We start from the raw sequence: 12,643 nt of genomic DNA on the forward strand, positions 1-12,643 counted from the left end.
ATAGACTCAACTTCGGCCGTCGTTGCGATGAGCAGTCGATCACTCAGGAGGTCATGTGGACGCCAAGTTCACCACCCGGTCCCAGGAGGCCCTCGGCGACGCCATCCAGCAGGCGTCCGCCGCCGGCAACCCGCAGCTCGAGCCTGCGCACCTGCTCAACGCCCTGCTCCAGCAGGAGGGCGGCGTCGCCAACGGGCTGCTCGACGCCGTCGGCGCCGACCGCACCGCGCTCGGCCGGGCCGTCCGCGGCATGCTCGTCAACCTGCCCACCAGCAGCGGGTCCACCGTCGCCCAGCCGTCCGCGTCGCGGGCCACGTCGACCGCGCTCGAGGCGGCCTCGTCCGAGGCTCGCTCGCTGGGCGACGACTACGTCTCCACCGAGCACCTGCTGCTCGGGCTCGCGACGGGCCAGTCCGGGGTCGCCGACGCCCTGCGCGCCCAGGGTGCGTCCCGCGACGCGCTCGCGGCCGCGCTGCCCGCCGTCCGCGGGTCCGCGCGCGTCACCACCCCGAACCCCGAGGGCACGTACAAGGCGCTCGAGAAGTACGGCGTCGACCTCACGCAGCGCGCCCGCGACGGCAAGCTCGACCCCGTCATCGGCCGCGACTCCGAGATCCGCCGCGTGGTGCAGGTGCTGTCCCGGCGCACCAAGAACAACCCGGTCCTCATCGGTGAGCCCGGCGTCGGCAAGACGGCCGTCGTCGAGGGCCTCGCGCAGCGCATCGTCGCCGGGGACGTCCCCGAGTCGCTGCGCGGCAAGAAGCTGGTCTCGCTCGACCTGGCCGCGATGGTGGCCGGTGCGAAGTACCGGGGCGAGTTCGAGGAGCGGCTCAAGGCCGTGCTCCAGGAGATCACCGGGTCCAACGGCGAGGTCGTCACGTTCATCGACGAGCTGCACACGGTCGTCGGCGCGGGTGCCGGCGGCGAGGGTGCCATGGACGCGGGCAACATGCTCAAGCCCATGCTGGCCCGCGGCGAGCTGCGCCTGGTCGGTGCCACGACGCTCGACGAGTACCGCGAGCGCGTCGAGAAGGACCCCGCCCTGGAGCGCCGGTTCCAGCAGGTGTTCGTGGGGGAGCCGTCGGTCGAGGACACCGTGGCGATCCTGCGCGGTCTCAAGGAGCGGTACGAGGCGCACCACAAGGTGACCATCGCCGACTCCGCGCTGGTCGCCGCCGCGGCCCTGTCCGACCGCTACATCACCGGCCGCCAGCTGCCCGACAAGGCCATCGACCTGGTCGACGAGGCGGCGTCGCGCCTGCGCATGGAGCTGGACTCGTCGCCCATCGAGATCGACGAGCTCCAGCGTGCCGTCACGCGGCTCGAGATGGAGGAGGTCGTGCTGTCGGAGTCCGACGACCCCGCCTCGACCGAGCGCCTGCAGCGGCTGCGCAAGGACCTGGCCGACCGCCGCGAGGACCTCGCGTCCCTGACCGCGCGGTGGGAGAAGGAGAAGGCCGGCCACAACCTCGTCGGCGACCTCAAGGCTCGGCTCGACACGCTGCGCTCCGACGCCGAGCGGCTGCTGCGCGAGGGTGACCTCGCGGGTGCCGCACGCATCCAGTACGGCGAGCTGCCGGCGCTGCAGGAGCAGATCGCAGCGGCCGAGGCCGACGAGCAGGCGGTGGACGCCGCGCCCGACGGCCCGCCGATGATCGCCGAGAAGGTCGGTCCCGACGAGGTCGCCGAGGTGGTCGCGCAGTGGACCGGCATCCCCGCCGGCCGGCTGCTCGAGGGCGAGACCGCCAAGCTCCTGCGCATGGAGGAGGTGCTGGGCCAGCGGCTCATCGGCCAGCGTCCCGCGGTCGCGTCCGTGTCCGACGCGGTCCGCCGCTCGCGCGCGGGCGTCTCCGACCCCGACCGGCCCACGGGCTCGTTCCTGTTCCTCGGCCCCACCGGCGTCGGCAAGACCGAGCTGGCCAAGGCGCTCGCGGACTTCCTGTTCGACGACGAGCGCGCGATGGTCCGGATCGACATGTCGGAGTACGCCGAGAAGCACTCGGTCGCCCGGCTCGTCGGCGCGCCCCCCGGGTACGTCGGCTACGAGGAGGGCGGTCAGCTCACCGAGGCCGTCCGTCGCCGGCCGTACTCGGTGGTCCTCTTCGACGAGGTCGAGAAGGCGCACCCCGAGGTGTTCGACGTGCTGCTGCAGGTGCTCGACGACGGTCGCCTGACCGACGGCCAGGGGCGCACGGTCGACTTCCGCAACGTGATCCTGGTGCTCACGTCGAACCTGGGCTCGCAGTTCCTCGTGGACCCGCTGCTGTCCGCCGAGGAGAAGCGCGACGCCGTGATGTCCGCGGTGCGCTCGTCGTTCAAGCCGGAGTTCCTCAACCGGCTCGACGACGTGGTGATCTTCGACCCGCTGACGCTCGACGAGCTCGGGCACATCGTGGAGCTGCAGGTCGCCGCGCTGGCGCGCCGTCTGACGGACCGCCGGCTCACGCTCGAGGTCTCACCCGCCGCGCGCGAGTGGCTGGCCCTGGAGGGGTACGACCCCGCCTACGGCGCGCGGCCGCTGCGGCGGCTGGTGCAGCGCGAGATCGGCGACCGGCTGGCGCGGCAGATCCTCGCGGGCCAGATCCACGACGGCGACACCGTCGTGGTGGACCGTGGAGAGGACGGGCTGGCGGTGGCGGCCCGCCGCTGACGCGCCGTCAGCCGAGGCTGACGACACGCTCCCCGTTCGTGGCCACGAGCGAGCGGCCGACCGCGACGACCGCGGGGAAGCCTGCGGGGACCTTCATGCGGCGGACGAACGTGCCGGTCCGGCGGTCCAGGGCCGTCACGAAGCCCGTACCGACCGCATCCTGGGGCATCTCGACCAGGAGCAGGTGCGGGCCGTCCGTCAGCAGGTCCCCCCAGTAGGCACCCTCGAGCCGGGGGGCTGTCCACCGGGTCTCGCCCGTCCGGGCGTCCAGCGCGACCACCGCGCCGGTCGCGCTCAGGTAGACCGTCCCGTCGAGGACGAGCACCGAGTCGTGCCAGCCGGGCGTGGCGACGACGTCCGCGTCCCACAGCTGGTCCCCGGTACGCCCGTCCCAGCCGTACGTCCGGGCTCCCGTCGACACCTCGAGCCCGGGCACGCTCCCGTCGTCGACCCGCCGCTCGAGGAGCCGGCCCAGAACCTCCAGGGGCGCCGCGCCGGGGCGGTACACGCGTTGCACCGGGGCGCCACCGTCCGGGTCGGGGCGCTCCGTGAGGAACCAGCCCTGGGACGTGGTGCCCCAGCTCCGCACGTCCGGCCCCGTCTCGACACGCTCACCGGACGCCGAGAGCATCACCGGGCCCCCGGGGAGACCGGACAGGACCACCATGCCGCCGACGCCGGACGTCCACGTGACGTTCGCCTCCATCGGGCCGCCTGCCGGGTCGGTGCCGCGGTACCGCCACAGCTCCTCGCCGGTGAGCGGGTCGTTCGCGACGACGACGAGGTGCTGGTCGTCGTCGAGGGTCGCCGTCGCCGCCAGGCCCGGGAGCACCGCGACCGACGTCGCGAGCGGTCCGGGGTGGTCGGCCAGCACGCTCCCGTCGGTGACGTCGAGCACGACCAGCCGCGACCGGGTGGGAGCCGCGGACTCGTCGAGGCCCTCCGCGGAATGGCGCTGGTAGCCGTCCGTGACGAGGCACACCACGCGCTCGGGGTCGGTGCCCGGGTCGCCCCAGGGGCCGCACGTGGTCGTGGGTGAGGTGCGCGGCTCCACCAGCCTGCCGTCCGGCCCGGTCAAGGGCGTCGACCAGGCGAGCTCGCCGGTGCGCAGGTCGACGGCGTCGTACGTCTGCGCGCCGTCCGGCCCGGTGACGGGGCCGTGCAGCATCTGGTCCCGCACCGGGCCGAACATCGACGGTGCCGCGGCCTGGTCCGCGCGCCACCGGACCTCCAGGTCCTCCCCGAGAGGGTCGACGGCCCCCGGCAGCGCAGCGACCCGTGCGTCGGCCGCACGGTCGCGGGCGTCCGTCACCAGCTGCACGCCGACCAGCAGCGCGGCGACGACCGGGACGGCCAGCAGCCACCGGCGGTTCCGCGGACGGCGGGCGGGGTCGCGCTCCGGCGGGACCGGCTCGTCGTCCTCGACGAGCTCGACCTGCGCGAGCGTGTCGCGGCGTGACATGTCGGGACACTACCGCCGCCACCTTTGGCAGGGTGTGCGCATGGCGACCGACCTTCCGCTGCCCGAGTCCCGCGTCACCGACCCCCGCGACGCACCGCCGCTGCGCTGGGGCGTCCTCGCTCCCGGCTTCATCGCCGGACGGTGGGTGCACGCGGTCCGCACGCACACCTCCCAGCGGGTCGTCGCCGCGGGGTCGAGGTCGCTCGAGCGGGCGCAGGCGTTCGCGGGCACCCACGGGATCGACCGCGCGTACGGCTCCTACCAGCAGCTCGTCGAGGACCCGGACGTCGACGTCGTGGTCGTCGCCAGCCCGCACAGCCACCATCGCGACCAGGCGCTGCTGGCCATCGCCGCGGGCAAGCACGTGCTCGTCGAGAAGGCCTTCACGCGCAACGCGACCGAGGCCCGTGAGCTCGTCGACGCCGCCCGGTCCGCCGGGGTGCTGCTCATGGAGGCCATGTGGACGCGATACCTGCCGCACACGGACGTCGTCCGCCGGCTGCTCGAGGACGGGGCCCTCGGGGACGTGCACCGCGTGACCGCCGACTACGGCGTGCGCGCGGACCGCGACCCCACGCACCGGCTCCTCGACCCGGCGCTCGCGGGCGGGGTCCTGCTCGACCTGGGCGTCTACCCGCTGGCCTTCGCGTCGTTCGCCGCCTCCGGCGCCCGGCCCTCGACCGTCCAGGCGGCCGGCGAGCTGGCGTCCACGGGTGTCGACGCGCAGGTGTCGGCGCTCGTCGGGTACGGCTCCGGGCTGCAGGCGTCGGTGTTCACGTCGATGCTCGCCGCGACCCCGCACACCGCGGAGATCGCCGGGTCGGCAGGACGGGTCGAGGTGGGCGAGAACTTCTACCTGCCGACCACGGTCACCCTGGTCCGCGACGGCGAGCGGGTCACCTGGGACGACAACCGCATCCACGGCCACGACGGCCTGTGCTTCCAGGCGGCGGCGCTCGCCCGGTACGTGACGGAGGGCCGCACCGAGTCGCCGTGGCAGCCCCTGGAGGAGACGGTGACCATCCTGGAGACGGCCGACGAGATCCGCCGCCAGCTCGGCGTGGTCTACCCCGGCGAGTGAGCCTGGCATCCTGGGGACCATGACGACGCAGGCTCCCACCGGCGCCCGGTCAGGTGGCTACGCCAGGGGTCGGGCCACGCGCGAGGAGATCCTCGACGTCGCCATGCAGCTGTTCGGCGAGGTCGGGTACCGCACCGCCTCGCTGCGTGAGGTGGCGTCCCGCGTGGGCATCTCCCACCCCGGGCTCCTGCACCACTTCGCCAGCAAGGCAGTGCTCCTCGCGGCCGTCCTCGAGCGTCGCGACCAGGTGGACGACGCCGCGTTCGAGGCCGACCTCGACGCCGGGTACGACTTCGTCGACGCGCTCGCCCGGGTCATCGAGCGCAACGCCTCGCGCCCGGGCATCGTCGAGCTCTTCGCGACGCTGTCCGCCGAGGCGACGTCGCCGGACCACCCCGCGCACGCGTACTTCCAGGAGCGGTACCGCCGCGTGGTCGAGGGTGGGCGCGCCGAGTTCGAGCGCCGTCGCGACGCCGGCGAGCTCCGCCCGGGCCTCGACCCCCTGACCGCGTCGCGCCTGACCGTCGCAGTCATGGACGGCATGCAGATCCAGTGGCTCCTGTCGGCCGGCACGCCCGACGCCCGCCCGGACATGGCGGCCGCCCTGCGCGCCCACGTCGCGACGCTGCTCAGGCCCTGACCTTCGCCACCAGCGCGTCCAGGACCTCGCGGTCGAAGCCGGACAGGCCGAAGTCCGCGATGACCTTGGCCGGCATCTGCAGGATCATCGCCTGCATCGTGTCGTCGAGCGGCGGCATGTCGGCGGGTGGCACCAGGGCGTCCTGCAGCAGCGGTCCACCGACGGGGTGGGCGAACCACTCCTCGATCGTCGACATCGGCGTGAGGTCGCCCCACAGCGGCTCGCCCTCGACCGTCAGGGACGCCGACCCGCGCAGGTCGCGGGACGACGCACCCACCTCGACGACGAACTCGCCGCCCTCGACCACCCAGCGGTGCAGGCCTGGGTGCCAGTACGACAGGTCGCGGGCGCCCAGGGTGAACGACACCTCCTGCGACTCGCCCGGCTCCAGCGCCACCTTGCGGAACGCCTTGAGCTCGCGGACCGGACGCAGGACGGACGCCTCGGGGTCGCGCACGTACACCTGGACCACCTCGGCACCGGCCACCGGGCCCGTGTTGGTCACCGTCACCCGCACGCTGACATCGGTGCCGTCGGCCGACGCGGTGACGCCGTCGTACCCGAACGTCGTGTACGACAGGCCGTGCCCGAACGGGTAGGCCACGTCCATCGCGCGCGTGTCGTACCAGCGGTACCCCACCAGCACGCCCTCGCCGTAGCGGACCACGCCGGCCTCGCCGGGGAAGTTGCCGAACGCCGGGGTGTCCTCGATGCGGAGCGGGATGGTCTCCGTGAGCTTGCCCGACGGGGTGCGGACGCCGAGCAGCAGGTCCGCGACCGCCGACCCGCCCGCCTGGCCGCCGAGCCACGTCTCGAGGATGGCCGGGGCTGCGTCGCGCCAGCCGGTCACGCTGACCGCGGAGCCGTTGGCGAGCACGACGACCACCCGGGGGTTGACCTCGGCGACGGCCCGCAGCAGCGCGACCTGGTTGTCCGGCAGGCCGAGGCGGGGCCGGTCGTACCCCTCGGACTCGTCCGGCCCCGGCAGCCCGAGGAACACCACGACGGTCCCGGCGCCGCGCGCGACCGACACCGCCTCGGCGAGCAGGGCGTCGTCGTCGCCGGCGGGTCCGCCCGCGATGGTGAAGCCGGCCGCGAACGGGAGCTCGCCACCGGCCGCCCGCAGCGCGTCCAGCGGCGCGTCGAGCCGCGTCGGGTTGACCTGCGACGAGCCCGCGCCCTGGTAGCGCGGGGTGCGGGCGAACTCGCCGACCACGACGACCCCGTCGGTGGAGGCGAGGGGGAGCAGCCCGCCCTCGTTCTTCAGCAGCACGGACCCCGCCGCGGCGGCCTCGCGGGCCAGCTCGTGGTGGGCGTCGACGTCGAACGTGTCGTCCGACCCGACCGCCGGCAGGCCCTTGGCGACGAGCTGGAGCACCCGGCGAGCGGCCACGTCGAGCACCCCCGCGTCGAGGGACCCGTCGCGGACGGCCGCCACGACCTCCTCGTCGGGACGCGGTCCCGCGGCAGGCATCTGCAGGTCGAGCCCGGCCGCCAGCGCGGGCACGCGGTCGTGCACGGCGCCCCAGTCGGACACCACGAGGCCCTCGAAGGCCCACTCGTCGCGCAGGATCGCGGTGAGCAGCTCGTGGTGCTCGGACGCGTAGGTGCCGTTGACCTTGTTGTACGCGCACATCACGGTCCACGGCTGGGCCTTCGTCACGACGCGCTCGAACGCCGGCAGGTAGATCTCGCGCAGCGTCCGCTCGTCGATCTGCGCGGACACCCGCATGCGGTCCGACTCCTGGTTGTTCGCCGCGTAGTGCTTGAGCGACGTGCCGACGCCCTGGCTCTGGATGCCCCGCACGATCGCGGTGGCCAGCTCGCCGGCGACCACGGGGTCCTCCGAGACGTACTCGAAGTTGCGGCCGCACAACGGGGTGCGCTTGATGTTGACGCCCGGACCGAGCAGGACGGCGACGTCGTTGGCGCGCGTCTCGCGGCCGAGCGCCTCACCGACGCGGGTCAGCAGGTCGACGTCCCACGACGAGCCCAGCGCCGCGGCGGTCGGGAAGCACGTGGCCGGCACGGAGTTCCCGAGGCCCAGGTGGTCGGCGTCCTCGGCCTGCTTGCGCAGACCGTGCGGGCCGTCCGCGACCATGATCGCCGGCACGCCCACACGCTCGACACCCTGCGTGTGCCAGAAGTCGGAGCCGGACGTCAGGGACGCCTTCTCCTCGAGGGTGAGCTCTGCAAGGACTCGTTCGACGTCGAAGACCTGCGACATTGCCGGGTACCTCCTCGGTGGGGTGCGTCGGGGCCACCCTAGCCGATTACCTACCACGCGGTAAGGGTCAGGGGAGCTCGGCGGTCCGGTCGAGGAAGGACCCCGTGACCCCGCCCCCGTCGACGACCGCCAGGCACAGCCCCACCCGGTCGCCGCGCGCCCACGACCGCTCGGTGGGCGACCAGGTCACCGTACGCACGCCGGCGTCGATCTCCTCGGCGTCGAGCACGCAGGCCCGCGCCACCCGCGCGTCGGCAGCCTGCTGGCCCGGCCAGACCGCGGCCGGCGCGAACGTGAACTCGGTGACCACCTGCGCCTCGTGCGGCTCGGCGCAGGGCACCACCCGCACCGTGTCCACGGGGCCGTCGTCGGGCAGCGACAGCACGCAGTTGCCCGTGACCAGCTGCTGCGCCCGGGCGTCCCGCGGGGCGGGCACGTCCGTCGGCAGCGGGCGGCTCGCCATCACCGTGAGCACCGCGACCGTCACCCCGACCACCAGGGCGATCGTCCCGAGCGTGCCGAGCACGGCACCGGCGATGGCCAGCCCACGACCGCGGGTGTGCCGCGTCGCGATGCGGCGGAACGCCACGACCGCCAGCCCCAGCGCCACCGGACCGAGGCCCAGCACCCCCGTGACCAGCGACCACACCGCCGTCGGCTCGAGGCGCGCGCGCGGCTCGGTCCACCCGGGGGCGTAGTGCACCTCCGGGTAGCCGTACGGGTCGCGGGGATGGCTCAGGACTACGCTCCTGCGCCCGCGAGCACGAGCGTGCCGGCGACGGCCGACCCGGTCATCCCGGGCTCGTCGCCGTAGTAGACGCAGTAGGCCGACGTCCCACCGGCGGCGAACGTGTCGGGGTGGGGGTAGTACAGCTCGACGTTGCCGTTGCTGAAGTAGTCGGGGACGAGGGTCTCCGTGAGCTCGTCGCACGTCGCCCACGCGTCGTTGAACGCCGGGTCGTACTCGTCGGTCGGGTCGAGGCTCACCGGGGCCGTCATGGTGACGACGGCGACGACCTCGGCCTCGTGCGGCAGCGCGCAGTCGACGGGGTCCGTGTCCGCCATGTCGTACTGGTAGGAGTACGTGGTCAGGCACGTGCCGGCCGCCAGGTCCGTGCGGAGCGCGAAGTCGGGCAGCTGCTCGCCGAGCGGGTCCTCGCCGGTCGCGCCGCTGTCCGTGCCGCTGCCCTCCTCGAGGCCCTCCTCGAACCCCTGCTGGAACTCGTCCAGGATGCCCGACGAGCTCGTCGAGCTGCCGATGAGCCAGAAGACGAACACGATGTACGCGGCGATCGCGAGCATCGAGAGGATCCCGACCGCGCCGACGACGATGCCGGCGATGGCCCACCCGCGGCCCGCCTTGCCGGACTCCCTGATGCGTCGCAGCGCCGCGATGCCCAGCCCGAGCCCGACCGCGCCCGGGAGCCCGCCGAAGAACAGCAGACCGGCGGTGCTGGTGACGAAGGACGCGATCGCCATGCCCTCGGTGGGCTGCGGCCCGTAGGGCTGGCCGTACCCGTACGGCTGCGCACCGTAGGGCGGCGGAGCCTGCTCGTACCCGGGTGCCCCGTACTGGGGGGAGCCGTACTGGGGCGCTCCGTACTGCGGTGCGCCGTACTGCGGTGCTCCGTACTGCGGTGCTCCGTACTCGGGCTGCGGTGCCCCGTACTGCGGGGCCGCGAACCGCTCCGGCCCGTACTGCGGCGCGCCGTGCTGGGGAGCCCCGGCACCGATCTGCTGGCCGTAGGGCGTCGGTGCCGGCTCCGTCGGCGGCACGCCGTAGGGAGCCGTCGGCGCTGTGTCGCCGACCGGCGTCCGCACCGCCTCGTACCCGCTGGGTGCCACAGGCTCGTGCCCACCGGGGGCGAGGGGCACCGTCTGGGCAGGGTCGGGGACGGCATAGGGGTCGGGAACCGGAGCCGGCCCCCCAGGCTCGTTGCTCATGCGCGCACGCTAGCCCACGGCGCACCCGAGACGACGGGTCTTTCCACGGACATCACCCAGCGATGTCGAGCACGACCGGCACGTGGTCGGACGGTGCCTTGCCCTTGCGCTCGTTGCGCTCGATGGTCACACCGGTCACCCGGGCGGCCAGGGCGGGCGTCGCGTACGTGAGGTCGATGCGCATGCCCTCGTTCCGGGGGAACCGCAGCTGCTGGTAGTCCCAGTAGGTGTAGGTGTGCTCGGCGGGGAGGTGCACGCGGGAGACCTCGGTGTACCCGGCGTCGGCGATCGCCGTGAACGCGTCCCGCTCGGCAGGGCTCACGTGCGTGCGACCGGCGAACCTCGCGATGTCCCAGACGTCGGTGTCCAGCGGGGCGATGTTCCAGTCGCCGACGAGAGCCACCTGCGCGCCGGCGTCGGCCGCCAGCCAGCCCTGCGCCGCGTCACGCAGCCGGCCCAGCCAGTCCAGCTTGTACGCATAGTGCGGGTCGTCGAGCTCACGGCCGTTGGGCACGTACAGGCTCCACACCCGCACCCCGCCGCACGTCGCGCCGAGCGCCCTCGCCTCGGCGGCCGCCGGGTCCCCCCACGTGGGCATGCCCGGGAAGCCGACCTCGACATCGTCGATCCCCACCTTCGAGATGATCGCGACACCGTTCCACGGGCTGAACCCGGTGGTCGCCACCTCGTAGCCGAGGGCCTCGAAACCCTCGCGCGGGAACTGGTCGTCCTTGCACTTGGTCTCCTGCAGGGCCAGCACGTCGACGCCCGTCCGCTCCAGGAAGGCGAGGGCGCGGTCCGCCCGTGCACGGATCGAGTTGATGTTCCAGGTGGCCAGGCGCATGGGGCAGGACGCTACCCGGCGCCGCCCACCCCTTACGCCGACCGGACTATTCGGACATCTGGGTGTTGAGCGGGGCGAACCGCTCCCGTACCGTGCAGGACGACAGTCCAACAGGAGGGCACCCAGGTGGAGCACGCGCTCACCGGCCGCCGCGCGCTCGTCACCGGCGGCGCCTCGGGCATCGGGCGCGCCGTCGCGCTCGCGCTGGCCCGCGCCGGGGCCGACGTCGCGGTGACGCACCTGTCGCACGACGCCACCGCCGTCGTCACGGACATCAAGGAGACCGGCCAGGTCGCGGCCTCCGTCCAGGTGGACCTGCGCCGCAGCTGGGACGTCGACAAGGCGGTCGCCGACGCCGCTGCCGCGCTCGGTGGCGGGATCGACATCCTCGTCAACAACGCGGGCGGCCCGGTCGACCGGCGCAACGTCCCCGCGATGGACGACGCCCACTGGCACGGCGTGCTGGACCTCAACCTGTCGTCGGCGTTCTACGCCAGCCGCGCCGCGCTCGCGCTGATGCCCGACGGCGGTCGCATCATCACGATCGGCGCCCAGGCGGCCCGCAGCGGCGGGGGCACGGGCATGGTCGCCTACAGCACGGCCAAGGCGGCGCTCGAGGGGTTCACCCGCGCGCTCGCACGGGAGCTGGGACCGCGCCGGATCACCGTGAACGTGGTCGCCCCCGGGTTCGTCGGCGGCACCCCGCTGCACGCCACGTACACGCCGGAGCCGGCGCAGCGTGCCGCGGTCGCCGCGTCCGCGCTGAACCGGGCGGGAGCACCGGACGACATCGCCGAGGCGGTCCTCTTCCTGGCCTCGGACGGCGCGGCCTTCGTCACCGGCACCGTCCTCGACGTCAACGGCGGCGCGTACTTCACCTGACGCCCACCGCTATGTCCGCGCTGGACGTCGCGACACCCGCAACGTCCGCACTCCGGCGGGCTGGAACCCGCACGAGTGCGGACGCAGCTGTCTGGACACCGGCGACGTCCGCACTCCGGCGGGCTGGAACCCGCACGAGTGCGGACGCAGCGGCCTCGACACCGACAACGTCCGCACATCCGGTCGTCCTGACGCGCGAATCTGCGGACGCACGGCCGCTGGCGAGGCTTGCGTCCGCACATCCGGTCGTCGGGGCGCTCGGATGTGCGGACGTTGCGGAGTCGGCTCGTGGTGCTGCGGACGTCAGGGTTCGGCGGTGTCCGTCGGCCAGCCGCTGACCGCGGACCAGGCCCAGGCCGCGGCGTCCTGCGCCGGGGGCAGCGGGTCCCGCTCCAACCACGCGACGAGCACGCCGATGACCGACCCGGCGAGCGCCGCCGCGGCGATCGGCAGCGGCAGGCTCGACAGGGCGGGAGGTGCGCCGTGCAGCTCGAGGCCCTCGAGCGCCAGGGCGGCGATGCGCTTGCGCAGCCGGGTGACGGCGACGGGGGAGCCGTGCTCGCCGAGCGCGCTGCGGTACAGGCCGACGTTCTCGGCGACGTGCGTGGCGTACCGGATCAGCACCTCGGGGGGCGTCGTGGTGTCGGTGTCGGGGCGGATCTGGGAGAGGTCGGCGCCGACGACCGAAGCCTGCGCGTCGAGCGCGTCGGCCAGCAGCGTGTCGGTGTCGGGGTAGTGCTGGTAGAAGGTGCTGCGGTTCACGGTGGCCCGGTCGGCGACGTCGGCGACGGAGATCTCGTCGAGCGTGCGTTCGCGGGCGAGCGAGAGCAGGGCATCCTGGAGCAGTCGACGGGTGCGCAGCACCCGGGGATCCATGCGGGGGCCGTCCTGGATGGTCATCCGTCCCATGATG

10 protein-coding genes are annotated in these 12,643 nt (G+C 73.8%); 4 read left to right on the forward strand and 6 right to left on the reverse strand.

Going from position 1 to position 12,643, the window contains the following annotated elements:
* The first annotated feature begins 55 nt into the window (after window positions 1-55).
* Window positions 56-2,650, forward strand: coding sequence for an ATP-dependent chaperone ClpB (clpB, locus tag CXY01_RS14680; protein ID WP_146928303.1), 2,595 nt, complete (start codon window positions 56-58; stop codon window positions 2,648-2,650).
* Window positions 2,651-2,657: 7 nt separating this feature from the next.
* Here the strand turns inward: clpB and CXY01_RS14685 are convergent, their stop codons facing one another.
* A complete protein-coding gene (locus CXY01_RS14685; protein WP_146928305.1) occupies window positions 2,658-4,112 on the reverse strand; it encodes an outer membrane protein assembly factor BamB family protein in 1,455 nt (484 codons plus the stop codon).
* A gap of 40 nt (window positions 4,113-4,152) precedes the next feature.
* Between CXY01_RS14685 and CXY01_RS14690 the strand changes: the two genes are divergently transcribed.
* Window positions 4,153-5,193 (forward strand): Gfo/Idh/MocA family protein, encoded by a 1,041-nt coding sequence (locus CXY01_RS14690; RefSeq protein ID WP_146928307.1) that lies wholly within the window; start codon window positions 4,153-4,155, stop codon window positions 5,191-5,193.
* Between the two features lie 19 nt (window positions 5,194-5,212).
* Entirely contained in the window at window positions 5,213-5,833 is a 621-nt protein-coding gene (locus tag CXY01_RS14695; protein ID WP_146928309.1) for a TetR/AcrR family transcriptional regulator, read from the forward strand.
* Here CXY01_RS14695 and CXY01_RS14700 read toward each other — a convergent pair.
* From CXY01_RS14700 to CXY01_RS14715, 4 genes are all read right to left on the reverse strand, one after another.
* Window positions 5,823-8,060, reverse strand: coding sequence for an aryl-beta-d-glycosidase (locus CXY01_RS14700; protein WP_146928311.1), 2,238 nt, complete (start codon window positions 8,058-8,060; stop codon window positions 5,823-5,825). The two genes, CXY01_RS14695 and CXY01_RS14700, sit on opposite strands and share 11 nt — an antisense overlap.
* A gap of 67 nt (window positions 8,061-8,127) precedes the next feature.
* Window positions 8,128-8,763 (reverse strand): DUF4190 domain-containing protein, encoded by a 636-nt coding sequence (locus CXY01_RS14705; RefSeq protein WP_246125382.1) that lies wholly within the window; start codon window positions 8,761-8,763, stop codon window positions 8,128-8,130.
* A gap of 38 nt (window positions 8,764-8,801) precedes the next feature.
* On the reverse strand, window positions 8,802-10,004 hold the full coding sequence (locus CXY01_RS21405) for a DUF4190 domain-containing protein (RefSeq protein WP_146928313.1): 1,203 nt from the start codon (window positions 10,002-10,004) through the stop codon (window positions 8,802-8,804).
* A gap of 52 nt (window positions 10,005-10,056) precedes the next feature.
* Window positions 10,057-10,848, reverse strand: coding sequence for an exodeoxyribonuclease III (locus CXY01_RS14715; RefSeq protein WP_146928315.1), 792 nt, complete (start codon window positions 10,846-10,848; stop codon window positions 10,057-10,059).
* 126 nt (window positions 10,849-10,974) lie between these two features.
* Here CXY01_RS14715 and CXY01_RS14720 point away from each other — a divergent pair, with 126 nt between their 5' ends.
* The gene (locus CXY01_RS14720) at window positions 10,975-11,730 is read left to right on the forward strand and encodes an SDR family oxidoreductase (protein ID WP_146928317.1); all 756 of its coding nucleotides are present in this window, start codon (window positions 10,975-10,977) and stop codon (window positions 11,728-11,730) included.
* A gap of 303 nt (window positions 11,731-12,033) precedes the next feature.
* On the opposite strand, the gene CXY01_RS14725 is transcribed toward CXY01_RS14720, so the two are convergent.
* Window positions 12,034-12,630, reverse strand: a complete 597-nt coding sequence (locus tag CXY01_RS14725) for a TetR/AcrR family transcriptional regulator (RefSeq protein WP_186813415.1) — start codon at window positions 12,628-12,630, stop codon at window positions 12,034-12,036.
* Window positions 12,631-12,643 lie beyond the last annotated feature (13 nt).

Origin of the sequence: Cellulomonas xylanilytica, assembly GCF_007989805.1 — a bacterium.
In the GTDB taxonomy this organism is placed as follows: Bacteria; Actinomycetota; Actinomycetes; order Actinomycetales; family Cellulomonadaceae; genus Cellulomonas; species Cellulomonas xylanilytica.

What these genes read in the sequence shown, in the direction of transcription:
- CXY01_RS14685 (WP_146928305.1), bottom strand. Translation starts at nt 4,112, where the DNA reads ATGTCACGCCGCGACACGCTCGCGCAGGTCGAGCTCGTCGAGGACGAC.
- CXY01_RS14690 (WP_146928307.1), top strand. Translation starts at nt 4,153, where the DNA reads ATGGCGACCGACCTTCCGCTGCCCGAGTCCCGCGTCACCGACCCCCGC.
- CXY01_RS14695 (WP_146928309.1), top strand. Translation starts at nt 5,213, where the DNA reads ATGACGACGCAGGCTCCCACCGGCGCCCGGTCAGGTGGCTACGCCAGG.
- CXY01_RS14700 (WP_146928311.1), bottom strand. Translation starts at nt 8,060, where the DNA reads ATGTCGCAGGTCTTCGACGTCGAACGAGTCCTTGCAGAGCTCACCCTC.
- CXY01_RS21405 (WP_146928313.1), bottom strand. Translation starts at nt 10,004, where the DNA reads ATGAGCAACGAGCCTGGGGGGCCGGCTCCGGTTCCCGACCCCTATGCC.
- CXY01_RS14715 (WP_146928315.1), bottom strand. Translation starts at nt 10,848, where the DNA reads ATGCGCCTGGCCACCTGGAACATCAACTCGATCCGTGCACGGGCGGAC.
- CXY01_RS14725 (WP_186813415.1), bottom strand. Translation starts at nt 12,630, where the DNA reads ATGACCATCCAGGACGGCCCCCGCATGGATCCCCGGGTGCTGCGCACC.